The sequence below is a fragment of the Streptomyces shenzhenensis genome (assembly GCF_003688995.1).
GTDB classification, from domain to species: domain Bacteria; phylum Actinomycetota; class Actinomycetes; order Streptomycetales; family Streptomycetaceae; genus Streptomyces; species Streptomyces shenzhenensis_A.
In genome coordinates, this window is the sequence record NZ_PENI01000034.1 from 31,960 (window position 1) to 56,931 (window position 24,972).

The window sequence follows — 24,972 nt, forward strand, 5'->3', positions numbered from 1 at the left end:
GAGGGGTCAACCCGCGCTTCAGCTCCGCGCGCGCCTCATTGATGGCCTCGGGTGTAAGGAGGGACTTGTACCGGTGGGGTGGAGGTAAGACCGGGCAATGCGGTCCAGTGAATCCCAGTCCAGGTCCTCTGGTATGCCCGTCGGCCCACGGTAGGAAGACGGCCTGATGAGTCCGGGTTTGGATCGAAGGGGGCCAGGAACAGCCTCGTCCAGTTGTTTACCACGGCTCGAACCTAAAGGATGCCACTGACAGGCCCCGCAGATCGGCCGTATAAGCGCCTTCCGGCCAGCGGTCGACATTCAGTCAACGGTGTCGTCGGTCATGTCGACGTTCGCCTGGGTGGCCCACTGCTGCACTCCAGAGCCGTAGCGCTGTGAACTCCAGTATTTGGTCCGGATGACGCCGTCGGTGGTCATCTGGAGGGTTTCCGGGTAGCCGAAGTGCTGGATCAGGCCAGCTGCGAGGACGGAGGTGGCTGCGATCAGTCCCGGTCCGTCTTCGGCGAGGTCGTCGATGTCGAAGACGGACGTCGCTTGGGGTGACTCGGTCACTTGGTGGGTGCCGAGGCTGCCGCCGAGGTTGGCGTGTCCGCGCGGGTGACGCAGTTCGGCCGGAAGGTCAGCGTTGACGGGTGCGATGGTCACGCGGACTGTGGTGGTGCCTCCTGCGGCGGCTCGGTCCCGTGCGTGGCGGGCCAGGAGCCGGAGTCCGGACCAGATGTCGAGGACCAGGTCCTCGTCTTCGATCCGACTGACCGTGGTGTTCTCGTCCACCTGGCCGGGTCGGGCGAGGTCGGTGCGGTTGGCGGCGATGGCGGCGAAGGTGCCGGCGCCGCTTTGGTAGAGCTCGCACGCGATCCATTTGGCCGTCGTTGGCTCGGAGCCTCCGTGCGCCATCAGGCGACGGCTGCCTACCGTGACGTGGTGGACGTACACCCCGCGCGGGATAACAAGCAGGTCCTTGCCCCGGGTCTCCTGCTGGAAGGCGCGCAGGGCCTTGGTGTCGAGGGTGAAGTCCCCGCTGAGGTCCGGGACCAGGGTGACAACAATGTACGTCTGGTCGCTCACGTCCAAGCGGCCGATCAGATCGCGTTCGTAGCGGAGCAGGTCGTCGTGGCGGGACTGGCGACGGGCGAAGCGGTCCTGGTAGGCAGCGGCCACTTCGGCCTCCGTCAGGTAGATGATGCTGGCGCCGTTGCGGCGCGGGTAGCGCAGGCCCTCGTTAACCAGGACTCCGTGCGGAGCGGAGGGGCTGCGGGGCACAGCGATCATCAGAATCCCGTGACCGGGATTGTCCGGGTCCTCGATCTGCTTGACGTCGAAGGTGGGCAGAGGGTGGACCTGGTCGGCCACGATGTTACGGATCCGCAGCACCTCGGCGTCGCTGAGCGCGACCCCGGGGAGCTCCGTTGCCCGAGCCTGGTCGTCTTCAGCAACTCCGAGCAGCAGGATTCCGCCGGCGGTGTTGGCCAGGGCCGCCACGTCACCGGCCAGGTCCCGCTTGGCCTTGTCGTTGCCGCCGTAGAGCTCCCCCTTGAACTCCAGATCGTAGGACTCAGAGACCGCGCTCGTCTTCAGCGCGGCGACCTGAGTGTGCGAGACCGCGTCCAGCCGGACCCCGAAGAGCCCCTCCAGACGGCGGGAGCGAAGAGCAACCATGACGTCCGATACTGCACGAACCACCCCCAGCTGTCACAGGATTAGGCAGATCCAATGGCGCGCCGGAAGCGCTCTGGGCTCCGGAAAACGCTCGTAGTCCCGGCCCAGGTGGCAGGCGTACATGGTCCAGCCCAGGCTGGGTTCAACGACCCAGCGGCGCGGGAGGGCAGCGCACCGGGGCTGCGAAACTCCCCGCAAGCTGCTCTCACGTGCGCGTAAGCTCCAACGGTATGGCCGCCTACAGCACGGTCTGCTCAGACACCACTACGGCCGCGCAGCCGACGGAACGATGGGCCGCCTTGGCGAAGTCCGGCGTCTCTGTGCGGTCACGACGGCCCTGGTCCGGCGATCTGCGAGTCGAGCAGCTCCAGAACACGGGGACGTGCCACCGCACCGCGCGTCATCCGCTTCGCAGGGTCGTGCCCGTAGCGCGCCTTTTCTTACCAGCGGACAAGAACGGTCAACAGCAGTGCGCACCCACGCTCACGAGGCGGGCGCCAAGTCGCATAAGCGCAGATCGACGGCCATGCAATCGTCTGAGCACCGTCGCTTTCCAAGCTGAGAGCGCAAGTTCGAATCAGTGAGGCCCTCTCCGAAGACTGCATACCTGATGCCTGTTGCCAATACTCAGCCTTGGCGTCCAGGCATTCACTCCCGTCCCTACACCATGGCCAGGGTGCGCCTCACCGGTCCTCCACGATGAAGCAGGCCCGTTCGTAGAGCTCGTCAAACGTGATGACTTCAACGTCCTGGATAGATCGCCTGTACTGCTCGAAGGAAGTGATCTTCTCCGGGTTCGCCGCGCCGCCGTCGGTGAACTCGCTGAGGCTTCCGATCACCAATACCTGTCGAGGGCGGGCGGTGGATACTTCGATGTCGGTCGGGGCGCCGTCATCCCGGTAGTGCCTGTGCAGTTCACCGCTGACCAGTCGTTGGGCCTTGTGGGCGGTCTTCTGTACCTGCGCCACGGCACCGACGACGTCTTTGGAGACCTGGTACACGTCTGGGAGCCGGTACGGCGTGCCGGCCAGCAGGGATGTCCGGTGGGTCTTGATCTCGCAGAACAGCAGGCTGCTGATGAAGCCCTTGGAGCGCATGACAGCGTCACTGCGCTTTCCCGCTCCCGAGAAGATATTGGCACCCGTCGTGATGCGCTCCAGCTTGCCGTCGTCAATGGGGCCACAAGCGACGAGGGTGAGGCCATACCCGAAGATCCACGGGTTCTCCTCGAAGAAGCCCTGCCAGACTGCTTCCGGCCCGGCCACCCGGCCGCGGTCCTGCTCGAAGAACTCCGGGTCGTTCAACAGCTGTCTGAACCGTTGGAGTTGCGACTTGCGGTTGCTGATCAGCCGGATGTCCTCTTCCGTGAGGGCGCCGCCGACAGCGGTCCTGACGGCTTCGAGGAGCGTAGTGCGGTCCTGATCGGCCAGGAGCCGAGCCAACTCGGCTTCGTCGTCGACGACTGGCCGCAAGCTGGTTCCCGAAAAGTCCAGCCCGACGCAACTCTGTAGGAAGCTGATGACCTTCCAGAAGTTCTCGTGCACATCGCTGGTGTCAACAAGCGCCTTGACGATCTGAGGGGCCTCGGTGCCGGGAATCACCTCCGTCGCCGGCGTCTTCACGGTCTTGGTCTTGTCCTTCTTCCACAGCTTGATCCTCGGCGAAAGGACCCCGTCCTTGTTGATGAGGGTGACATGGCACAGCGTCGCCACCTGCGGCCGGTCGTCGAGGAGGAATTCGGTGATCAGGCGACCTCCGCGGGTGTCGTAAAAGTAGGGAAAACCGGTGCCGCGGATCTCAAGGTCCGAGAAGTCCTGCCGTGTGACGTCGAACTCCTGAGTCGGCAGACCGATCCGGAGACGCCGAGCGACGGGCGGATCGGCCTCGGCCGTCTGGTTCCTCCAGTCCAGCGGGACAGCCGGCAGGTGTCCTATGTCGCCTTCGACTACGAGGGACTGAACATCCCGGCGCTGGAGCCTGGTGAGTACCGGTTCCAGCCGCTGCCAGATCGCGTCACTGACCGCTCTGGTGAACGCGGGCAGCAACACTCGATCCACGGTGAGAACAGCCTCGTACGTATCGTCCGTCCATCGGTCACCGGGCATGGGGTGGTAGATGCCGCCATCACGACGCAGCGTCAGGACGGTCGCGCGGATCAGGTCGCGGGCCACCTCCTCGCCGTCGCGATCGAGCAGGCTGTAGATCTGCCCGAGCACGACGTCGAGTTTGCCGGTGTCGTCGTCGGCAAGCGGCAGGGAGACCATCGGACCCGTGGCCTGTATGGCGAACGGTGTGAAAATCGGCCGGCCCGACAGGAACTCGAAGACGCGAAATGTCCAGCCGTCCGGCCCGAGGAGGCGGTTCAGCTTCTCGACTCGTCGGGAGGACTGGTCGGCATCAGGCTGTACCTCTGGATGAACGAGCCGTGTCAGGAAGGCGAGCAGCACCTCATCGGGGCCATCGAGGAGTTGGAAGCGTGGGTCCTCGAAGACCCAGTCGTCCGGCAAGTCCAATGGATTGTTGATCCGGTGCTGGACGATGTCGTCACGCGCCGTCGTGAACGGGAAGTCCGTCGACGCCAGCCCGTCCAGGTCGTATAGACCCTCCAGGAAGTCGATCTCGTCGAGCCGTCCCCACCAGGGGCCGCCCTCGCCGCGCAAGTAGTCAAAAATGTCGCGTCGCGTCACCGCCGTGATCCTCGGCGTGCTTTGCGGTGCCAACAAGGGCTCGCCTGAGTCATGCCCCCAGGATGGACGTACGTCGGCACACAAGGAGGGCTATTGGAGGCTCTCGGATCTCTTGGCTTGAGCGGGTGGCGTCGTCATCCAGGTCCCAAACGTGGCGAGGACGGTCCGCCGCGCCAATCTTCGCAGCCCCGGGAACGCTGGCAGCGGAGACCCCACCGTGTCCGTCACGCGACTGACGCTCGGCCCGCCCAGCGTGCTGCACGCCGCGCTGATCTGGGTCAACCTGTGCCCCAGCACGTGCCGTCCACCGGCCAACGCTGGGGCCCCTTTTCGCTGAAGAGCCACCCATTCCCACCCAGCTACAGGCAGCCTGACCAGCATCCCAATTCGCCTGACGCCCCATCAGGGCGAGCATTAAATGAGCGTCATGAGCGCCATTTCAGCATCAAGATATCGCCCGTAACGCCCACACCGCGCATAATGTGCACGGGTAAAACCGCAGTTCAGGAGTCCTTCGCGGCCGGTTCGAGGATGGCGACACACTGAGCCTTTCCCAGTAATGGATCACGACATTGTGTGGTCGTTCAGATGGTTCGGTCGTATTCGAGCTGGAGCAGGATAAGGGCTGCGGCGGCGATCCGGGTCCATGTCGATCACGGGATGCCTGTCCAGGGGTTACGGCGTCGTATGACCTGACTCCGCAACGGCCCCCTCGACCTTCGGCGGCCAGTGCCGGAGCACCGCCTTCACCCCATGGGCGGCCGCGGCAATCCGGGCGCCCAGGGAAGGGCTGCTGCTGCGCTGCCGGAACGCCGTGTCCAGCTCCAGGACCACGGCGGCCAGCACCTCCAGCTGTCTCAGCTGAGTGAGGAGTTGGGCACGGGCCTGCTCGCCCCGACCGGCGGCGATCACCACGGCGCGCCACTGCAGGGTGTCCAGCTTCCGTTTCAGATCCAACTCGTCGACGAAGTCGCCGTCGCCGATCGCGCGGGAGCGTTGGGTTGCCTTGCACCCCTGCAGCACCTGAACCACCAGCTCGCCCTCCGGACTGTCCAGATCCTGCCGGGTCACGTAGCTGTGGTGCAGGCGGCGCAGCACCTCCACCTTGGAGGTCATGCCACGCACCACCGCCTTCCCCCTGCTGGACACGGCGTCGTTCCACAGCGGCGCATCCTCGAAGGTATTACCGCGCCCGTACCGGACCCGGTGCAGATGGTTCCACCGCTCGTAGGAGAGGTCCGGGTCAGTCATCACCGGGTCGTCGTCCAGGCGCCGCGTATAGTCCGGGAGATACAGTTCCACCAGCTCGTCGAGCGCCGCCCGATACTCGGAGGCCGCGCTCTTCGCCAGCGGTACGGTGTCCTGCACCTCCGGCTCGCTCCGGTGCGCCGGGGAATCCTCGACAGCTTCCCCGTCCAGGCGCGCCAGCACGTCGCTCGTCAGCACCCGGGCCGCCGCCGACAACTCCCGCGCTCGTACCGCATCCGGATGCTCGGCCGCCGACTGCAACAGCCTCGCGGCCATCCGCCGCAACCCCCGGGTCAGCTCCTCGACCCGCGCGTCGACATCCCACTCGCTCATGCGTTCCCCCTGCGTACGACTGCCGGAAATGTGCCAGAAAGAGACACGGAATCCCATTGGGTATTTCCTGGTACCCGGTCGCCGCTCGCTGTGATCGCTGGGCTGTGCTGCGTGCCCCTGCCGTGCCCAAGTCCGACTGCCCCTGGTAAGAACGACCCTGCGACAGAAAGATCCGACCGAGGGGCCTCACGTGCCGACCAGTGTCACATACACCGCCGTGCTCGAGGTCCGCCAATCCACTGCCGAACATCTGGCCCGGCTGTTGCGTGACTACCGCGCCGCGACCGGCACCCGCCAGGGACGGCGCGCGCTGGGCCGCATCCGGCAGGCCGTGCTCATCCTGCGCTGGTTCCTCGACGGGACTCGCCTGAGGCAACTCGCCCGTGACAACGGCCTATCATCCTCCACCGCCTACCGCTACCTGTACGAAGGACTGACCGTCCTGGCGGCCGGGGCGCCGGATCTGCACACCGCGCTGGAGCGGGCGAAGGCGGCGGGGCTGACCCATCTGAACCTGGACGGCACCGTAGTCCGCACCTACCGCGTCGCGACCCCCGGCCCCAACGGCGCGGACCTGTGGTGGTCCGGGAAGGAACGCCATCACGGCGAGAACGTGCAAGTCATCTCCACCCCGGACGGCTGGCCGATCTGGGTCTCACCGGTCCGCCCGGGCCGCGAGCACGACACCACCTGCGCCCGCCACCACGGCCTGCTCGACGCCCTGAACACCCTCGCCGCCAAGCTGGGCGTGCCGACCCTGGTCGACCTCGGGTACGAGAACGCCGCAGACGGTCTCCGGCGCCCGGTCAAGAAGCCCGCCCGCGGCGAGCTGACCGAGGCCCAGCAGACCTACAACAAGGTCATCCGAGGCGTCCACTGCGTGTGCGAACGGGCCAACTCCCTACTCAAGACGACCTTCAAAGGCGCTGCGGCGGGTCAGTCTCAACCCCAGCCGCATCACCCAGATCGCCGCCGCGGCCCTCGCCTGTTCCAGCTCGAATACGACCGAACCATCTGAACGATCACACAACGTCATGATCCATTACCGGGAAAGACTCACTCCACGTGGTGGGTCATCGGGAACAGGTCAGGGCCGACGCAGGCGAGGGAAGCTGAAGGTCTGGCCTCACTTTGTGGCTCACTGACCACAAGCTTTCACGGCCCTGGAGCACCAAACGAGCGTCACGACCGACCAACCCTTGTTTCGCGGGATGGACTACGGCCCGGCCGCGGGCATGGCAAAGCGCGCACCCCTCCTTCGCCACAACAGACCTCACACCGGCCTGCCGGCCGGCGTCGAACTCGACCGCTCAGGCCCACGTCCGATCCGTCTCGTCCGCACCGCCCTTCGTGGCTACCACCTTCGCAGGACCGGGGGTGAGGGATCCAGCACTCCTCGTGCCCTGCGGTAGGCAATGCCCCTCGACGGCTGCGAGCAGGCTGGCAACTGCCATGACAAGCACGCGACGGCCCACGGAGGATGTGAACGGTATGCGCGAGCCACGGGGTATTCCAACGGAGGTGCAGCGGCTGCACGGGCACGCTGAACGCGCCTTCGTCGAGGTGCAACGGGCGGACACGAAAGCAGCGGCCTTGTGCGGAATAGCCGGTGGACTGCTGGCTGCGGGGGTCGCCCTGCTGTCGAATGCCGATGGCATGCCGCCCATCGGGATGTTCTCTCTGGTCCTGATGTGCCTGTTTCTGATGGTCGCGATCGGAGCCGCACTGCTCGCACTGCGGCCCGTGGTCCCAAGGGCCGGGCTGCATGCCGAATTGATAGGCGACGCAGCCGCACGCCACCGGGTGGAGCTTGAACGGCATGCCGAGGCCCACCGGCTCCGGGTGCTTGCCTGGCTCGCGGACAGGAAGCTGCGAACAGCCCGTCTGGCCATCGACTTTGCTCTAGCAGCGCTCCTGATGGCTGGAATGTGCCTATTGAGCAATATTCCAGTCGGTTGAGACGATCACCTCAAGTGTGTCGGGGCCGCACAGCAGGGGGATGTGTGTATCAGCCGCATTCGATGGTGATCGGCGACGAGTTATGGGCGCGCCTGAAGGCGCTCGCACCGCAGCGCGTCAGGCCCGCTCGGAGTGTGCTACTCCGCCAGGGAGATCCTGCAACGCACGTGATCGTGCTGGAGTCCGGATCAACGTTGATCACCCTGGCGGGGAACTGCGGGGAAAGGACTCTTCTTGCCGTGCGCGGCGCCGGCGAGCTGCTCGGAGAGCTGGCCGTACTGGACTCCCAGCCGCGCACGGCCACGGTCATCGCCGCCGAGACCTGCCAGATCCGCATCGTCCCGGCTGCCGCCTTCCTCACGTTCGTTGAGGAACATGATCTGCTCGCGCCACTGCTGCGCCATGCCATCGCCCGGGTCAGGGAGTCGGAAGCTGTCCGGCTCGAACTGGCCACCGCGTCTGTGCCACTACGCCTGGCATCGGCCCTGTCCCGGCTGGTCGAAGCCGCGTCCACCTCGGCCCCGGATCTCGCCGTGCGGCTGACACAGACAGAGTTGTCTCAGATGATCGGCGCTTCCCGTAATGCGGTGGTCAACGCCCTCAAGCCCTGGCGCGAGCAGGACTGGGTCCGCACCGCCTCCGGTGGCGGACTCCTCGTTCGCGACATCCATTCGATTCAGTCGCACGCGCGTACGCAGGCGTGACAGGCCGCACTTGAAGCGTGCCCACTACTGGGCAGCGATGGCCGTCCCACCGGATCAGCATGGGCGCTTCCCTGACCGCCTGTGCTGAAAGGACGGTGCCCGATGGATGCGCCGCTGCACGCAGAGCCCGTGGATGTGCCCGCTGAACTCGCCTTCGTGGCGATCGATATGGAGAAGTACAGCCAGATCGTCGAGGCGAAGATGGCTGCCGCCCGGTACGACGTGGACGACATCGTGGCGACCGTGCTCGCCGAATGTGCGCTGCCCAATCCGCAGGAGCTGCCCGGTGGTTACAAGGACAGCGGTGACGGGGCGATCCTGCTGTTCCCGCCCTCGGCGCTGGCGAGGCTCGTGGACCCGCTGCTCGGCCGACTCAATGCGGCGCTGGTGCGCTACGAGCGGCAGAGGCTGGCCAGCAGTCCGCTCCTGCGACTGCGCGTCAGCGTGCACGTCGGCCCCCTGTCCCTCCCCGACCACCGCGGGAATGCCATCAACGAGACCGCCCGACTGCTCGATAGTCAGGCGACCCGCCAAGCGCTGTCGGCCGCGAAGGACAGCGGTGCCTTCCTCGCGGCTGCGGTCTCCGAGGTCGTCTACCAGCGCACCGTGCACGCGGGACGTACGCCAGATCTCGGCCCGCACCACTTCCTCGATGCGGTAGCCCGCGTCAGTGACAAGCCCGGCTTCGAGCAGCCCTGCCGGATCCACGTGCCGGGCTTGACCGGACCTGCTGTACGCCCCTACCTCGCCGACGCCGCACCATCGGCTACTGCTTCCGCCTCTGCCTCGCAACCGGGGGACGCGCAGGCAACACCGACTGTCAGCAACGGCGGCGGCACCTTCCAGTTCCACGGTCAGGTCAGTGACTCCACTATCGCCGATCACATCGGAACTCTGCGGATCGACCGTCGCCAGCGGTGAGGCGCCCAACCACCTCACCTACCGCTCTCTCACACTCCCCCTGGAGCTCCCGCATGTCTGACGCCCCGTTCGACCCCGCCCGCTCCGAAACCACCGCGCCGACCAGCGTAACCGGTGATAACCAGTCCAACGGCTCCGGCAGCTGGCTGCAGCGTCGCTGGCGTCCGGGCACCGTCAACCCCGATCACCCGGACCCGCGCTTCGACAGCCCATCCCCGTCCCCCGCTCCCCCGTCGACGAATGGTGTTCAGCCCACGCCGCACCTGCACGAAACCGGCGGTGCAGCAACACACCTCCACGGGGACGTCGACGTCGTCGCCAACGTCGTTGAAGAACTGATCCTGGAGACCCGAAAGCGGGATTTGCTGGAGGGCGTCGAGTTCAGTCGCGAGATGCTGCTCGCCCAGCCGTTCGTTCGGGGCCCACACTGGGACACGGTCTGGGAGCAGATCGTCAACCCCGTCACCGGCCGTCCTCGCCAGCCTGTGATCGTCATCGTGGCGCCCCGTTCCTACGGCTCGACCACCTTCGCTCTGAGACTGCTGGCCGAGCACACGGCTGACGACACCGCCACGGTCCAGCTGGACGCGGACTGGGACACCCCCCGTCAGGGGCGCCTGCCGCTGGAGAAGGCGCATGCGTACCAACTCGATCTCAAGCACCCGGAGAACGACCAGGTATCCGCCGAGTTCCTCAACGCCCTGTCGAAACATGCCTCCCACCTCCGCAACTGCCGTTCCTATCTCGTGCTGACCGTCGCGCAGGGCCTGTGGACGGACCACCGTCTCAGTGATCGTGACGGCATCCAAGTCGTTCATCTGCGCGAGGCACCCCATGCCCAGCGCGTGGTCGAGGCGCATCTGACCGCCTACGGCTACGACCAGTTGGTCACGTCACTGCGCTCCTTCCCCAAGGCCACCACGTCCTTACGCGGACTCACAGCAGTGGCTGCCGTGCGTGCCGCGCACACCGTCGTGATGGCCTGGAAGGAACACAGCCACACCAGTTCCCAGCAGTCGCTCGTACAGGTCGACGGCGAGGGCGAAACGCAGGTCACCCTGGAAGAACGCATCATCGCGGCGCTGACCGATTGGCGCGGTGAACTCGACGGCCGGTTCGGCGAGACGAACAGCCTGCACACCCATGACAACCCCTCGCTCACGGTGGAGGACCGTTGTCTGCTGCTGGCCCTGGCCGTGCAGCAGTCCGCACCCATGCCTGTCGTCACGCGCAGTGCAGCCGCTCTGCTGGAAGCCATCGGAGACACCCCCGATGCTCCCGGCGCAGCACCAGGAATCTCACCGGCCCTCGGTGCCCTGGCCGGACGGGGAATGCGTCGGCGCATCCAGGATGTCGGGGGCCGAGTCGGCATGCAGGACACTGTGGTCTTCGACCGGCCGGCCTACGGACGCGCAGTGCTGGAGTACGTCTGGGACAACTACGACGTCATGCGCAAACCCTTGCTGACCTGGCTCGTCACGACAGCCCAGAACTCCGATCCGGAAGACCACGCAGTGGCCGCGCTGGCCGAACTCACCGTGCGGCACGGAACGGTGGAATACCTCACCACGCTGGGCGAACTCGTCGGCAGCAGTCAGCCAAAGGTTCTCGGCGCGGTCCTGGAAAGCGCCGTGCGCAACGAACACGTCGGCCGCCTGGCGTGGGAAGCGCTTTACGGGTGGGCAGAACAGAAGAGCTACGCGCCCGCCGTGATCGCACTGTGCCGACGCATCCTGGAGGACTCCTCCGTCGCCACATCTCTGGCCAAGCGGGCAATGGTGCGGCTGCGCCGCGTCGCGCACAAGAACACCGACGCCACCGTAGTCAGCCAAGTCCTGGCTGCCTTCGACGATCTTGTCCAACACCCCACCGTGGCCCAGCGACTGGTCGGTGAGGTCCACGGCTGGCAGCAGGGCAAGGTCTCCGCACGTAGCGGCTCACTGGCCTTCCTCGCGCTGATGGCCGTCCATCATGACGGCACGCCATGGCTCGTGTGCACGCCTCCCACGGAAATCGACGTACAGCAAGCCGTCCACGACCTGCTCTCCTCCGCGGACACCGCTGCCGAGGTCATCTCGCGTCTGACGGACTGGATCTGCTCGTGTGCCGGCGACCCCAGCGCCTACACACAGTTGCGCGACCAACTCCTGCCAGCGCTGCGCGGCCACAACATGTTCGAGGCCGGCATGAAGCTCATGAACGAGTTGCGTGGCATCTCCACGGCTGAGGGCGTGAGCGTGGCTGACGACTTCTACAACCACCTCGTCGACAGCCGTCTGCACACGGTCTTCCCGCTCGAAGAGAACATCGCATGAGGTGGCCGTGGCACCGCGCCGTCCGTAGGAGTACGTCCGTCCAGCCGCGCCTGCTGCCCAGTGCCACCGCCGGCATCGCGTTCGAAGCCGTGTACACGATCACCTGGCGACCACTCTGGCGTGTGCCTCCCAATGTGGAGGAGGCAGTACGCACTGCAGTGCATGCCACGGCCACCGAGACAGCGGTGCGAATGGGAGCCTCGGACGTGCCCGCCGCACAGGACGCCGTCAACGCCGCCCTCGGCCGGCTGCCTCGCCGTGCCCCGGACTACTGCCTGCTGAACGTCTACGCGGCTCTCGGTCTGCCCAGCGCGGCACAGGACCTACTGGCACAGCAGGCCGCGGACAAGCAACGAATCCACCGCCTGCGCTTCTTGAAGAACAACCTCTACGATCACCCGGACCTTGTCGTCCTGGACCAACTTGAACACCACGCCCCCGGTGCCCTGGGCGACGAACACATTGCCGAACTCCAGCGCCTTGCTCGCCTGATCTGCTCGTGCGACCGCTGGTGGTTCCCACTCCTGCAGCAATGGGAACAGGTCGGCCAAGGATTCACGGACATCGAGAAGCGACAGCAGGCCATGCTCGTGCTGTCCGACTCCCTCAAGACTCTCAACGGCGGCAGTCTCCCCGGCAGCATCGCGCCAGTGGACACGCCCGGGTCTGGCGGAGCACCACGAAGGGCGCACCCATGAAGCTCGCCCTGTGGCGGATACTGTTGGCCCCCCTGACCAGCCTCCGAGCCCTGTTCATTCAACGGCGCAGCGCAACACCCCTGTCCTACGACGTTGCCTGGCGCCGGGCCCGCCTGCACCGTTGTCCTGACGAAATGGTCTATCGACTCCACGGCCACCAAGCCACCGCACCCGAACAGGCATCCAGTGCTCAGTCGCCCTTGGCCCCGCCCAGAAAGGATGAACCGACCGACCGACGCCCCTGACCGAGCTCTCCACAAACACGCAAACGCCCTCGCCCAGTCCATGAGGACAGGGCGAACGGACTCAGCACAACGGAACACCTGACGACCGGCTCAGAAACGCGTGGGCGAGTGCAAACACGAAATAGGCGCACTCTGAGAGCGTCACAGCGACACGGACCGCATGAGGCGCCGACCTCATCGTGCGCGCCAGCGCGGCTTCTCACAATGAGTCGCGCCTCAAGCGCTCCGGCGCGGCTTCGTCGTCCCACGGCTCCGGACAGAGGCCCCGTCAGGACGATCCCCGGCGAGTCTCACCGGCTATCACGAACTGGACGGACCCTCCCGAACCAGGAGGACCTGACCTGCGATTTCACGCCCACACCGGACTGGCGTAAACCCCCTGGACGGCCCCTGCAACCTGTGCCAGGTGAGACCGCCAGCTCGGAGCGGGCGGCTACGGCCAATCCAACAGAGCCGCAGGCCCAAGGTCTGCATCAGCCAAGATCCGGACCATTCCCGGGCCGACGGTCCCGGCAAGGTCGCCACAGCCACCATATTCGCAGGTCAGCGAGTTGCTGCCGCTGTACCACCAGCAGACCAAAATTCTTCAGCCTCGGCATCAGCTTGAAGTCGAGGCATGTGCGCGAAGGAGAACCCGACGATCGAGGCGCCGTGGGTGTCGGTGTACTGCCGGTCCACTACCATCTCGGTGCAGTGCCGCAGCACGCCCTCGATCATCGCGGCAACCTCGGAGGCCGCTTTTGGTGGTGTCGGCCGCCGCTGACGTCGCCCTGGGGAAGAGTGCGGTCTCGTAGCCAGTGAGGGCAGCTTCGATGTCGTCGGGGTGTTCGAGGATCGCACGGGCAAGCTCCGCGCCGTCGAACATGGCCAGGTCGGTTCCCACTCCTGCGAACGGTGACCTGAGGTGTGCGGCGTCGCCGATCAGAATCACTCCCGAGACGCGGTCCCAGCGCTGTCCGACGGGAAGTGCGTGGAGGCCCGACGCTGGGCGATCACGTTCCTGACGGTGGCAATGAGTGTGCTGCCGACCCGGGCCTGACGACAATCCCGCGCGGACCGCTCGCCGCCCCCGTCACCGTCCTCGGAAACGGTCGGGTCACGCCGGTCCGGGCGGGGAGACTGAGCGGCACCCGGGCCGACCGCGCGAGCACCGGTATACGTGTTTAGTAAACAATTGCGTCGCGAGCGCCACTCTCCTAATGTCCCCTTGCGTAGGAAACCGTTTGCGTTCCGATTCGAGGGAGTCCGATGAGCACGATCCGCGACGTCGCTCGCGTGGCGGGCGTCTCGCCCGCCACGGTGTCGCGCGTGGTCAACGGGCTCACCGGGTTCTCCGAGCAGACCCGTCAGCGGGTGGAGGAGGCGGCCTCCCGGCTGGGCTACGAGCCCGACACCCTCGCCCGCGGACTGAAGACCCGGCAGAGTCCGGTGCTCGGGGTGCTGGCCCCGGTCGTCTCCGACGCGCTGGCGTCCCAGATCATGGGTGGCATCGAGGCGGCCGCGCGTGCTCGCGGCTACTCGGTGATGCTGGGCCGCACCGGGCCCCACGCCGTCCATGCACCCGGCTACCTGCGGAACTTCCGGGCGTTCCGGGTGGCGGGGGTCATCCTCATCTCCACCGTGGTCACAGCCGAGATCCGGCGGGCCCTCGGTGACCGCATCCCCTTCACGGCGGTGGCGATCCGCGACGGCTCCCGGTTCCCGAGCCTGGCCATCGACGACGACCTCGCCGCCTACGACGGCACCCGCTTCCTCCAGCGGCTGGGCCACGACACGATCGGCCTCATCACCGGCGACACCGAGTCGGTGCTGGTCAACACGCCGCGCATGTGCGGATACCAGCGGGCCATGGCCGAGGCAGGGCTCGCACCGATCGTCGCCTACGGTGACTCGCTCTACGACAGTGCACCTCCGGCCGTGCGCACCCTGATGACGGAGCATCCCGACATCACGGCGATCTTCGCGCTCAGCGACGAGATGGCCGCCGGCGCGGTCAACGAGCTGCAGCGCCTCGGCTACCGCGTCCCCGCCCAGGTCTCGGTGTTGGGCTTCGACAACACGCCCACCGCCCAGCACGTTCATCCGGCCCTGACCACCGTCACGCAGCCGCTGTACCACATGGGCGAGTTGGCCGTCGAGCAGTTGCTCTCCTCCATCCGGCCCCAGCCGCACATCCTGCCCCACACGATCACCCACCGCGGGAGCATCGCCGACCGGCGGCCCCAGGCCGTGCCGGCACCGCCCAGTCCCTGACCCCGGACGGCACGCCGCCCGCGGGTCTCATCCTTCGCCCATGGGCCGTCCCGGTATGCCCTCACCAGCCACGACACGAGCCTCTTCACCCACTTCAAAGGAGAAGTCATGACCGCACGCCCCCTGAAGAGATCAGCCGGCCTCGCCTTGGTTCTCTCCATGGCCGGCACGCTCGCCGCCTGCGGCGGGAGCAGTGGCTCCAGTGGCAAGGTCGAGATCGAGTTCTTCCAGAGCAAGAGCGAGTCGATCGCCGTCGTCAACAAGCTGATCAAGGAATTCGAGCAGAGCCACCCGGACATCACCGTCGTCCAGAACAACGCCCCCGACGCGCTCACCGCGCTCAAGACGGCCCTGGTCAAGGGCAACGTGCCCGACGTCATCGCGGTCAACGTCAGCGTCTACAACGATGTCGCCAAGACCAACGTCCTCGCGCCGCAGACCGGCACCGCGGCGGCGAAGGCGGTCAACGCCACCGCCGCCATCGACTACACGAACAAGGCAGGCCAGACCGGCGGCAAGACGTACGCCCTGCCGTGGACGGTCAACGCCCAGGTGGTGCTCTACGACAAGGACGAGTTCGCCAAGCTGGGCCTGTCCGTCCCCACCACCTGGGCCGAGTTCGTGCAGACGGCCCAGAAGATCAAGGCCGCCGGTCAGCAGCCCTTCGAGTTCACCTGGAAGGACAACTGGACCGCGAAGCTGCTGCTCAACTCCCTGGCCGGTCCGACGCAGGGGTCCGACTTCTGGCAGAAGCTGCAGGGCGGCAGCGCCACCTTCTCCGGCAGCGCCGCCTACCGGACCGCGACCGACCGGCTGCTGCAGCTGAAGAAGTTCGCGCAGTCCGACCCGTTCGGCACCACCTACGACGACGGGAACGCGGCCTTCGCCAACGGCAAGTCGGCCATGTACGTCCAGGGGACCTGGGCGATTCCGGAGATAACCGCGATCAACGCGCACAAGAACATCGGTGAGTTCGTCCTGCCTACCGGCGACACCGCGAGCCAGAACCTGCTGCTGTCCGGGCCCGACTCCGTCGTCGGCGTCGCCAAGAGCGGCTCGCACGCGAAGCAGGCACAGGAGTTCGTGGACTTCCTGTTCTCCAAGTCCGCCCAGCAGGAGTACGCCGACGACCAGCACCTGATCTCGGTCCGCAACGACGTCGCGCCGAGCGACAGCGGTCTCGCACAGCTGAAGAAGGAGTGGATCGACACCGACAAGACCGCGATGTACCCCGATGGCATGTTCACCGGCGCGAGCAACCTCGCCGGGCTGACGCAGACGTTCCTCTACGACGGCAACGCGAAGAAGTACCTCGGCGACGTCGACTCCGACTTCGGCAAGAACGGGATCAAGTAGTCGTGGCCGGCACCGTTCAAGCACATCGAGGGAAGGTCGTGCGCAGGGCCGTCCTCAGACGCGTCAACCCCTACTGGTTGATGGCCGTCCCCGCGATCGTGCTCTTCTTCCTCTTCCACACGCTGCCGGCGTTGGAAGGCGTCTTCTACAGCTTCACCGACTCCACCGGATACGGCGACTGGAAGTTCGTCGGCTTCGAGAACTACGTGAACCTGTTCTCCGACGACTCGGTGCTGCACAGCTACCGCTTCACCCTCGGGTTCGCCGCATTGAGCACAGTCGTGGTCAACGCGATCAGCCTGGCGATCGCGGTGTGCCTCACCCGCAACATCAAGTTCCGCGGGCTCCTGCGGGGGATCTTCTTCCTGCCCGCCGTGCTGGCCACGATCGTCATCGGCTACGTCTTCAACTTCCTGTTCTCCTCCGGCCTGACCGGCATCGGCAGGTCGCTGGGGATCTCCTGGCTGTCCGACAGCATCCTGGGCAACCCGCACCTGGCGTGGCTCGGCGTCGTGCTGGTCGCCGTGTGGCAGTCGTGCGCGACCACGATCGTGATCTACATGGCCGGACTGCAGTCGGTACCCGGTGACGTCCTCGAGGCGGCGACGATCGACGGCGCCAACTCCTGGCAGCGGTTCTGGCGGATCACCTTCCCGCTGCTGGCGCCGTTCCTGACCATCAACATGGTGCTGTCGCTGAAGAACCAGCTGATGGTCTTCGACCTGGTGGTCGCGCTGACCGGCGGCGGACCCGGCACGAGCACCCAGTCGATCTCGTACCTGATCTACCACAACGGCTTCACCGGCGGTCAGTTTGCCTACCAGTCGGCCAACGCGGTCATCTACTTCGTGGTCATCGCCATGCTGTCACTGGTGCAACTGCGGGCGCTGCGTGCTCGGGAGGTGAGCGCGTGAACGCGACCGTGCGCCGGCGTTCCGGCTGGCTGCTGACCGGCCTGCTCTTCTTCTGCTCGCTCAGCATCCTGGCCCCGATGTACCTGACCGTGGTCACCGCGCTCAAGACGCGCTCGGATGCCGGCAGCAGCCTGTGGGGCCTGCCACACTCGCTGCACTGGGGCAACTTCAGCGAGGCGATCAGGGTCACCCACTTCTGGCACGCGCTGGGCAACAGCCTGCTGCTGACCGCGGTGGTCGTCGTCTTCACCGTGCTGACCAACTCGCTGGTCGGATACGCGATCGCCCGCAACATGCATCGCCGGGCGTTCCGGGGGGTGTTCTTCTACTTCCTCTCCGCGCTCTTCATCCCGTTCCCCATCATCATGCTGCCGCTGGTCAAGGAGCTGAGCCGGCTGGGACTGGACAACCTCGGCGGGCTGGCCCTGCTCTACGTGGTCTACAACCTGCCGTTCAACGTGCTCCTCTACACCGGCTACATGCGCACCATCCCGATCGCGATCGACGAGGCCGCGACGATCGACGGAGCGAACGCCTGGCAGCGGTTCTGGCGGGTCATCTTTCCCCTGCTCACCCCGGCCAACGCGACCGTGGCGATCCTGACCGGACTCTCGACCTGGAACGACTTCCTGCTCCCCCTGGTCGTGCTCTCCGACCAGAACCAGTACACGCTGCCGCTGACCCAGTACGCCTTCCAGGGCCAGTTCTCCACGAACTACAACCTGGCCTTCTCCTCCTACCTCATGGCCATGGCCCCCATGATGATCATCTATCTGCTCGCGCAGCGGTGGATCATCGGCGGCGTCGCCAACGGTGCCGTCAAGTAGCGCGCCCAACGAGCCTGCGACCCGCATCCCTCCCCCGCCCGACCCGATCCGCGAAGAAGGCGCCCTCCGACGATGCATGACGTCCTCGACCCCTGCGACACCGTCCCCGACGAGGTCGACCAGCTCCTCCTCACCGGCCACCGCGTCCCGACCGACCTGCGTACCCGGATCGAACAGGCCCGCGCGGCCGGCGACCGCGCGGCCCTGCGCGGGCTGCTGCCCCTGCTGGAGGCCGGCGCCGAGCGCGCGGCCGACTGGCCCTACGACGAGCCCGACGACCTCGACACGATCCTGGCCCGGCTGCCCGGCGCCGCCTCCCCGGCGTCCACTCCGGCGTCCTCCGCGGCGGACGACCTCGCCGACCGCATCGCTGGCGCCTGGTACGGGCGGTGCGCCGGCTGCTGCGTCGGCAAGCCCGTCGAGGGACTGACACCCGCGCAGATCCGCGCCTACCTCGCCGACGCGGGCGCCTGGCCCCTGCGCGGCTACATCCCGCTCAGCGACCGGCTGCCAGCCGGGGTCGAGCGGCTCAATCCCTCGGCGACCGAGGCGACGCTCGGCCACGTAGACGGGATGCCCCGTGACGACGACGTCGACTACACCGTGCTCGGCCTGCATCTCCTCGAACGTTACGGGCGCTCCTTCACCCGTGACGACGTCGCCCGGGAGTGGCTGGACAAGCTGCCCTTCCTGCAGACCTTCACCGCGGAGCGGGCCACCTACCGCAACATCGTCTCCGGTGTCGCCGTCGGCGAGGCCGGCCGCTACCGCAATCCCTACCGCGAGTGGATCGGCGCCCTCATCCGGGCCGACGTCTTCGGCTACGTCAACCCGGGCGCTCCGCTGGCGGCGGCGCGGCTCGCCTACGTCGACGCGAGCTTGTCCCACACCGGGAACGGCATCTACGGCGAGATGTGGGCCGCGGCGCTGGTGGCCGGGGCGTTCGTATCCGGCTCCTGCGCCGAGGCGGTCGAGCGCTCGCTCGGTTACGTGCCGCGCGGCTCGCGGTTGGCGCAGACGGTGGGCCACGTCGTCGAGCTGCACCGGCGGGGAGGCAGCTGGGAGGAGGCGATCGCCTGGGTCGACGCCACCTTCCGCGAGCACAGCTGGGTGCACACGCTGAACAACGCCGCCGTCATCGTCGCCGGCCTGCTGTGGAGCGGCGACGACCCCGCCGCCGCCATCGGCCTGACGGTGCAGGCGGGCTACGACACCGACTCCTCGGCCGCCACCGTCGGCTCCGTGATGGGTGCGCTGCTGGGCGCCTCCCAGCTGCCCGAACACCTGGTCGCCCCGCTCGCGGACCGCGTCCGCAGCGCCGTGCGCGGATACGACGGCTCGCGCATCAGCGAGCTCGCCACCCGCACCCTGGCCTTGGCCGAGGCCGGCCGATGATCCGGACCAGCCCTTGCCCGGTCGTCGCGGTCGGCTCGATCAACCATGACCTCACCGTCGAGACGCCGGTGCTGCCACGACCCGGCGAGACCGTCACCGGTGGCGCCCTGCACACCGGCCTCGGCGGCAAGGGCGCCAACCAGGCCACCGCCGCGTCCCGGGCCGGTGGGAACGTCCGGATGATCGGCGCCGTCGGCCCGGACGGGCAGGACCTGCTCGCCACCCTGGAGCGGGCCGAGGTGAACATCACCGCGGTCGAGACCCTGAAGACCGGTCACTCCGGCGCCGCGGTCGTGAGCGTCGACGCGGCCGGCGAGAACGTGATCGTGGTCATCCCCGGCGCGAACGGCTCCCTGAGCGCGGCCGCCGTGACCGCCGCATTCGACACCATCCCCGAGCCGGCCGTCCTCGTTCTTCAGGCCGAGATCCCGGTGCAGGTCATCGAGCACGCCGCCCGTCTCGCGGTCGCACGGGGCTGGCGTGTCGTGCTCAACCTCGCGCCGTACGTTCCGCCGGCGGCCGATGTCGTGGCGGCCGCCGATCCGCTCGTCGGCAACGAGCACGAGGCGGACGCGCTTCTCTGGGCGAGCGGCCGGGTGGCCGCGGACGTCGCCAGCGCCGCCGCCGAGGCCGGCCGACGTGCCGCCTCGGCGATCATCACCCGCGGCGCCGAAGGGACGTACGCCGTGAGCTGCGGTGGCGGCGCCGGCGACGTCAGGCACATCCCGGGGCCGGCGGCCGAGGCCGTCGACACCACCGGCGCCGGCGACGCGTTCGCCGGCACGCTCGCCGGTGGCGCCACCCTCGAGGACGCCGTCAAAGCGGCGGTCCAGGCCGGTACGCGCGCCGTCACCCATCGTGGGGCGCAGCTGCAGGAAGAGGAACTGTGATGATCGATTCTCCGCGGAGACTCATTCTGGACACCGATGTCGCGATGGGGGCACCGGGCGAGGACATCGACGACGGCTTCGCCCTGGCCTACGCCATCGCCGAGCCGGCACTCCACCTCGACCTCGTCACCACCGTCGAGGGCAACACCGACGTCGACAGCGCCACCGTGCTCGCCCTCGAACTCCTGCGCCGGCTGGGGCGGTCGGACATTCCCGTCGTACGCGGCGCGGATCGCGCCCTCCTCGGCATCCGCCGTGCACGCTCCCGGCAAAGCGACGTGCTCCAGCGGTTCGGGTCCCCCCCGCCGTCGGACCGCCGGGCCGCGACGGCGATCGTCGACCACGTCATGGCCCACCCCGGCGAGGTGACGCTGGCGCAGATCGGCCCGCTGACCAACCTCGCCACCGCCCTGGCCATCGAACCGGAGCTGGCGACCGCGATCGACCGGATCGTGCTCATGGGCGGCTACTTCTTCGGCACCCAGAACAACGCCACGGTGCCGGGCGAGTTCAACATCTGGGCGGACCCGGAAGCCGCCGTGCGCGTCCTGCGCTCCGGCGCCCGGGTCCGGATGGTGGGGCTCGACGTCACCTACCAGGTGCGGATGAGCCAGGAGCAGGCCGGCGTGCTCGCCGCCACCGGCGGCGACTTCGGTCGCTTCGCCGGAGAGTGCGGGCTGGGCTGGATCGAGACGCTGCGCCGGCGCTACCCCCACTCCACCACCCACGGCAGCTTCCACCTGCACGATCCCCTCGCCGTCGCCTCCATCGCCCATCCCGACCTGATCGAGTGGCAACCGGCCCACGTCGAGGTCGCGTTGGACGGCGTGGCACGCGGCATCACCGTGGCCGACCTCGCCGGGCATCCCGACGAGCTTCCGCCCAACTGCGAGATCGCGCGCGACGTCGATGCCGAGCGCTTCGTCAACTTGCTCCTGCATCGGCTCGCCGCGCTCTGAGCCGCAGCCGGCGCAGCAACTCCCCCTCCCCCAGCAGAAGGAACACCAGGACCCATGACCGCCGTATCGCCCGCTTCATCCAGCTCCGCCGACGACACCTGGTGGCGGCAGGCCGTCGTCTACCAGATCTACCCCCGCTCCTTCGCCGACTCCGACGGCGACGGCATCGGCGACCTCCCCGGCATCACCTCCCGGGTGCCGTACCTCACCCGGCTCGGGGTGGACGCGGTCTGGCTCAGCCCCTTCTACCCCTCGGCGCTCGCCGACGGCGGCTACGACGTGGACGACTACCGCGACGTCGACCCCCGCCTGGGCACGCTGGAGGACTTCGACGCGATGGTCGCCGCCCTGCACCAGGCCGGCATCCGGCTCATCGTCGACATCGTGCCCAACCACACCTCCAACCGCCACGTGTGGTTCCAGGAGGCACTGGCCGCGCCGAAGGGCTCGCCGGCACGCCGGCGTTACGTCTTCCGCGACGGCAGAGGTGCCCACGGCGAGCTGCCGCCGTCGGACTGGACCTCCACGTTCGGTGGACCCGCCTGGGAGCCGGTCGGGGACGGGCAGTGGTACTTCCACTTCTTCGCCACCGAGCAGCCCGACCTCAACTGGGACAACCCCGAGGTGCACGAGGACTTCCTGACCACGCTGCGGTTCTGGGCCGACCGGGGCGTCGACGGCTTCCGCATCGACGTCGCCCACGGGCTGGCCAAGCGCCTTCCCACGGAGCTGCCCTCCCAGGCCGAACTCGATGCCCTGCCCAAGGACGGCGACCACCCGCTCTGGGACCGCGACGACGTCCACGACATCTACGCCGAGTGGCGGAAGGTCTTCGACGAGTACACCCCGCCCCGCACGGCCGTGGCCGAGGCGTGGGTCGCCTCCGACCGCCGCGCCCGCTACGCGAGCCCGGAAGGACTTGGGCAAGCCTTCAACTTCGACCTGCTGGAGGCCGACTTCAACGCCGCCCGGTTCCGCGACATCATCTCCTTCAACGTCGAACTGGCCCACGAGTCGGGCTCGTCGAGCACCTGGGTGCTGTCCAACCACGACGTCGTCCGGCACGCCACCCGCTACGGCCTCCCCCCGCTGAACGGCGCGAAGGTCAAGCAAGGCGGCGCCTGGCTGCTGTCCGGCGGCGCCGAACCCCCACTCGACGCGGCCCTCGGGCTGCGCCGGGCACGCGCGGCGACGCTGCTCGAACTGGCCCTGCCGGGCTCAGCGTACCTCTACCAGGGCGAGGAGCTGGGGCTTCAGGAGGTGGCCGACATACCCGCCGAGGCACGGCAGGACCCGACCTTCTTCCGCAACCCCGGCGTGGACGCCGGCCGCGACGGGTGCCGCGTCCCGCTCCCCTGGACGGCCACCGGCCCCTCGTTCGGCTTCGGCGCGGCCGGCGCGCACCTGCCCCAGCCACGCTGGTTCGCCGGCTGCTCGGTGGAGACCGAACAGTCCGCCCCGGACTCGACGCTCTCGCTCTACCGGCGCGCCCTGGACCTGCGCCGCCGGCTCCAGACGGAGGAGGAACTCACCTGGATCGAGACCGGCCGCGACGACGTCCTCGCCTTCCGCCGCCCCAACGAATGGGTGAGCGTGACCAACTTCGGCGCCGCGCCCTGCCCGCTGCCCGACGGCGAGCTGCTGCTCACCAGCGCCCCCCTGACGGGATCGACGCTGCCTGCCGCCACCACCGCATGGCTGCGATGCTGAACCCCGCCGAGGACCACGGATGGTGGCGGAACGCGCTCATCTACGAGGTCTACCCACGCTCCTTCAGCGACAGTGACGGCGATGGCGTCGGCGATCTGGCCGGGCTGATCGAGCGCCTGCCCTACCTCGCCTCCCTGGGGGTCGACGGCGTCTGGCTGACCCCTTTCCAGCCCTCGCCCCAGATCGACCAGGGCTACGACATCAGCGACTACTGCGACGTGGACCCGCTGTTCGGCTCGATGCGCGTCTTCGACGAACTGCTCGGCGCCGCGCACCGCACCGGCATCCGGGTGCTGGTCGATCTCGTGCCCAACCACACCTCGACGAGCCATCCGATGTTCCGTCGCGCCGTCGCCGCGAAGCCCGGCTCGCCGGATCGATCCCTGTTCCACTTCCGCCCGGGCCGCGGCACGGCCCACGAGCGCACTCCCAACAACTGGCTCAGCGTGTTCGGCGGCCCGGCGTGGTCCCGTGCGCCCGAGCAGGACCCCACCGACCCGGACTGGTACCTCCACCTGTTCTCCAGCGGCCAGCCCGACTGGAACTGGGAGCACCCGGCCGTGCACGACTACTTCGACGGCGTGCTGCGGTTCTGGTTCGACCGCGGGGCCGACGGCGTACGCATCGACGTCGCTCACGGGCTCTACAAGCAGCCCGGCCTGCCCGACAGCCCCGCGGTACCGGAGGTGATCGACGGCCTGCGCTCCAACCCGCTCGCCATGGACCAGGAGCCCGTCCACGACGTCTACCGCCGCTGGCGGCGCATCGCCGAGAGCTACCAGCCGGCACGACTGCTGGTCGGCGAGGTCAACCTTCCCGCGCCGCGGGCCGCTCGCTACACCCGGCCCGACGAGCTGCACCAGTCCTTCGCCTTCACCTTCACCCAGCTCGGCTGGGACGCCACCGCGTGGGTACGGACGGGGAACGAACTGGCGGCCGCCCGGGACGCGTACGCCTCCTCCACCACCTGGGCACTGGAGAACCACGACCTCGTCCGGACCGCGACCCGGTTCGGCACCGGCGAACGCGGCCGGCGGCGCGGCCGGGCCGCCCTGCTCGCCCTGCTCGGCCTGCCCGGAGCCGTCTACGTCTACCAGGGGCAGGAACTCGGGCTACCCGAGGTCGACGTCCCGGCCGACCGTCGCCGGGACCCCATGTGGCAACGCGCCGCCATCGGGCGCGACGGAGCCCGGGTCCCGATGCCCTGGACCGTCGCGAGCACCGGCACCCACGGCTTCTCTCCCCCGCAGGCGGCCGAGCCATGGCTGCCCGTCCCGCCAGGGTGGGGACGCTACGCGGTCGAGGCCCAGACGGACGCGGCGGGCTCCACCCTGGAACTCTTCCGCACCGCGGTGCGCGTCCGACGGGAGCTGCTGAGCCCGGCCGGGGCATCGGCCGGCCTCTCGGCCCGGTGGCGACTCCACGAGAACGGGCTCGTCGAATGCGCCCGCCCGGACGGCATCTCGGTCTTCATCGCCATGGACGACGAGGGGGCACGACTGCCACCGGGCCGGGCATTGCTCGCCAGCGATCCCCTCGACGAGACCGGAACCCTTCCGCCGGACACGGCGGTCTGGTGGCGACACGAGACCTACTACCCGTAGTTCGCGGGACTCATCGACTCAGCCGCCGCTCTTGCGCCTGAACGACCGCTGGCTCGCAGCCGGGCCGTGCGCCGAACGCACCTTCGACGCATCGGACTTGGCGGCAGCATCAGCGGCGTCCGCCTGCGCACCGCGCTTGCGCGCCAGGGCTTCGCGGAACTTGCGCTTGAGGTCGTAATTGCCGTCGCTGTCCGGCTCCAGAGGGGACGTCTCGGGGGCAGCCGGCTCCGAACCTTCCGTAGATACTGGCTCTGCGGTCATGGTGACCTCCTGGGTTCGGGGGTGGGCAAGCACA

Annotated in this window: 19 protein-coding genes and 2 pseudogenes; 15 read left to right on the forward strand and 6 right to left on the reverse strand. The window is 68.0% G+C overall.

The annotated features are described in order from the left end of the window. Positions 1–300: 300 nt before the first annotated feature. The 3 genes from CTZ28_RS36660 to CTZ28_RS36670 all read right to left on the reverse strand — a co-directional run bounded on the left by CTZ28_RS36660 (position 301) and on the right by CTZ28_RS36670 (position 5,927). Positions 301–1,659: an AlbA family DNA-binding domain-containing protein gene (locus CTZ28_RS36660; RefSeq protein WP_121894073.1), complete on the reverse strand. Its 1,359-nt coding sequence runs from the start codon at positions 1,657–1,659 to the stop codon at positions 301–303. A 683-nt stretch (positions 1,660–2,342) separates the two neighbouring features. Then, complete coding sequence (locus CTZ28_RS36665; protein ID WP_259471980.1) at positions 2,343–4,346, reverse strand: Shedu anti-phage system protein SduA domain-containing protein; 2,004 nt, start codon at positions 4,344–4,346, stop codon at positions 2,343–2,345. A gap of 675 nt (positions 4,347–5,021) precedes the next feature. Further along, positions 5,022–5,927 carry a hypothetical protein gene (locus CTZ28_RS36670; protein WP_147481250.1) on the reverse strand — a complete coding sequence of 302 codons (906 nt, stop codon included), beginning with the start codon at positions 5,925–5,927 and terminating at the stop codon, positions 5,022–5,024. 190 nt (positions 5,928–6,117) lie between these two features. On the opposite strand from CTZ28_RS36670, the pseudogene CTZ28_RS36675 reads away from it, so the two are divergent. The 6 genes and pseudogenes from CTZ28_RS36675 to CTZ28_RS36700 all read left to right on the forward strand — a co-directional run bounded on the left by CTZ28_RS36675 (position 6,118) and on the right by CTZ28_RS36700 (position 12,524). Further along, positions 6,118–6,945, forward strand: a pseudogene (locus CTZ28_RS36675) (HARBI1 family protein). Between the two features lie 473 nt (positions 6,946–7,418). Beyond that, a complete protein-coding gene (locus CTZ28_RS36680; RefSeq protein ID WP_121894076.1) occupies positions 7,419–7,886 on the forward strand; it encodes a Pycsar system effector family protein in 468 nt (155 codons plus the stop codon). 44 nt (positions 7,887–7,930) lie between these two features. Next, complete coding sequence (locus CTZ28_RS36685) at positions 7,931–8,590, forward strand: Crp/Fnr family transcriptional regulator (protein WP_121894077.1); 660 nt, start codon at positions 7,931–7,933, stop codon at positions 8,588–8,590. Positions 8,591–8,692: 102 nt separating this feature from the next. Further along, positions 8,693–9,511: a hypothetical protein gene (locus tag CTZ28_RS36690; RefSeq protein ID WP_121894078.1), complete on the forward strand. Its 819-nt coding sequence runs from the start codon at positions 8,693–8,695 to the stop codon at positions 9,509–9,511. A gap of 53 nt (positions 9,512–9,564) precedes the next feature. After that, the gene (locus CTZ28_RS36695; RefSeq protein ID WP_259471981.1) at positions 9,565–11,826 is read left to right on the forward strand and encodes a hypothetical protein; all 2,262 of its coding nucleotides are present in this window, start codon (positions 9,565–9,567) and stop codon (positions 11,824–11,826) included. A gap of 206 nt (positions 11,827–12,032) precedes the next feature. Continuing rightward, positions 12,033–12,524 carry a hypothetical protein gene (locus tag CTZ28_RS36700; protein ID WP_259471982.1) on the forward strand — a complete coding sequence of 164 codons (492 nt, stop codon included), beginning with the start codon at positions 12,033–12,035 and terminating at the stop codon, positions 12,522–12,524. Positions 12,525–13,312: 788 nt separating this feature from the next. On the opposite strand, the gene CTZ28_RS48935 is transcribed toward CTZ28_RS36700, so the two are convergent. Further along, on the reverse strand, positions 13,313–13,486 hold the full coding sequence (locus CTZ28_RS48935; RefSeq protein ID WP_398657495.1) for a Tn3 family transposase: 174 nt from the start codon (positions 13,484–13,486) through the stop codon (positions 13,313–13,315). Beyond that, a pseudogene (locus CTZ28_RS48940) lies at positions 13,443–13,745 on the reverse strand (FAD-dependent monooxygenase); the annotation flags it as partial. The gene CTZ28_RS48935 and the pseudogene CTZ28_RS48940, both read right to left, overlap by 44 nt. A 272-nt stretch (positions 13,746–14,017) precedes the next feature. On the opposite strand from CTZ28_RS48940, the gene CTZ28_RS36715 reads away from it, so the two are divergent. The 9 genes from CTZ28_RS36715 to CTZ28_RS36755 all read left to right on the forward strand — a co-directional run bounded on the left by CTZ28_RS36715 (position 14,018) and on the right by CTZ28_RS36755 (position 24,677). After that, a complete protein-coding gene (locus CTZ28_RS36715; RefSeq protein WP_121894080.1) occupies positions 14,018–15,022 on the forward strand; it encodes a LacI family DNA-binding transcriptional regulator in 1,005 nt (334 codons plus the stop codon). Positions 15,023–15,130: 108 nt separating this feature from the next. Beyond that, complete coding sequence (locus tag CTZ28_RS36720) at positions 15,131–16,378, forward strand: ABC transporter substrate-binding protein (protein WP_121894081.1); 1,248 nt, start codon at positions 15,131–15,133, stop codon at positions 16,376–16,378. A gap of 38 nt (positions 16,379–16,416) precedes the next feature. Further along, positions 16,417–17,292 carry a carbohydrate ABC transporter permease gene (locus CTZ28_RS36725; RefSeq protein WP_220795513.1) on the forward strand — a complete coding sequence of 292 codons (876 nt, stop codon included), beginning with the start codon at positions 16,417–16,419 and terminating at the stop codon, positions 17,290–17,292. Next, on the forward strand, positions 17,289–18,119 hold the full coding sequence (locus CTZ28_RS36730) for a carbohydrate ABC transporter permease (protein WP_220795515.1): 831 nt from the start codon (positions 17,289–17,291) through the stop codon (positions 18,117–18,119). Before CTZ28_RS36725 ends, CTZ28_RS36730 begins: the two co-directional genes overlap by 4 nt. 72 nt (positions 18,120–18,191) lie before the next feature. Next, positions 18,192–19,514, forward strand: a complete 1,323-nt coding sequence (locus tag CTZ28_RS36735) for an ADP-ribosylglycohydrolase family protein (RefSeq protein WP_121894082.1) — start codon at positions 18,192–18,194, stop codon at positions 19,512–19,514. Beyond that, positions 19,511–20,404 (forward strand): ribokinase, encoded by an 894-nt coding sequence (locus CTZ28_RS36740; protein ID WP_121894083.1) that lies wholly within the window; start codon positions 19,511–19,513, stop codon positions 20,402–20,404. The genes CTZ28_RS36735 and CTZ28_RS36740 overlap by 4 nt, the downstream gene beginning before the upstream one ends. After that, entirely contained in the window at positions 20,404–21,363 is a 960-nt protein-coding gene (locus CTZ28_RS36745; protein WP_121894084.1) for a nucleoside hydrolase, read from the forward strand. Before CTZ28_RS36740 ends, CTZ28_RS36745 begins: the two co-directional genes overlap by 1 nt. A 54-nt stretch (positions 21,364–21,417) precedes the next feature. Further along, on the forward strand, positions 21,418–23,073 hold the full coding sequence (locus CTZ28_RS36750; RefSeq protein ID WP_121894085.1) for a glycoside hydrolase family 13 protein: 1,656 nt from the start codon (positions 21,418–21,420) through the stop codon (positions 23,071–23,073). Further along, entirely contained in the window at positions 23,058–24,677 is a 1,620-nt protein-coding gene (locus tag CTZ28_RS36755) for an alpha-amylase family glycosyl hydrolase (RefSeq protein ID WP_220795517.1), read from the forward strand. The genes CTZ28_RS36750 and CTZ28_RS36755 overlap by 16 nt, the downstream gene beginning before the upstream one ends. A gap of 18 nt (positions 24,678–24,695) precedes the next feature. Here CTZ28_RS36755 and CTZ28_RS36760 read toward each other — a convergent pair whose 3' ends face one another. Further along, positions 24,696–24,938, reverse strand: a complete 243-nt coding sequence (locus CTZ28_RS36760) for a DUF5302 domain-containing protein (RefSeq protein WP_121894087.1) — start codon at positions 24,936–24,938, stop codon at positions 24,696–24,698. Between the last annotated feature and the right edge of the window lie 34 nt (positions 24,939–24,972).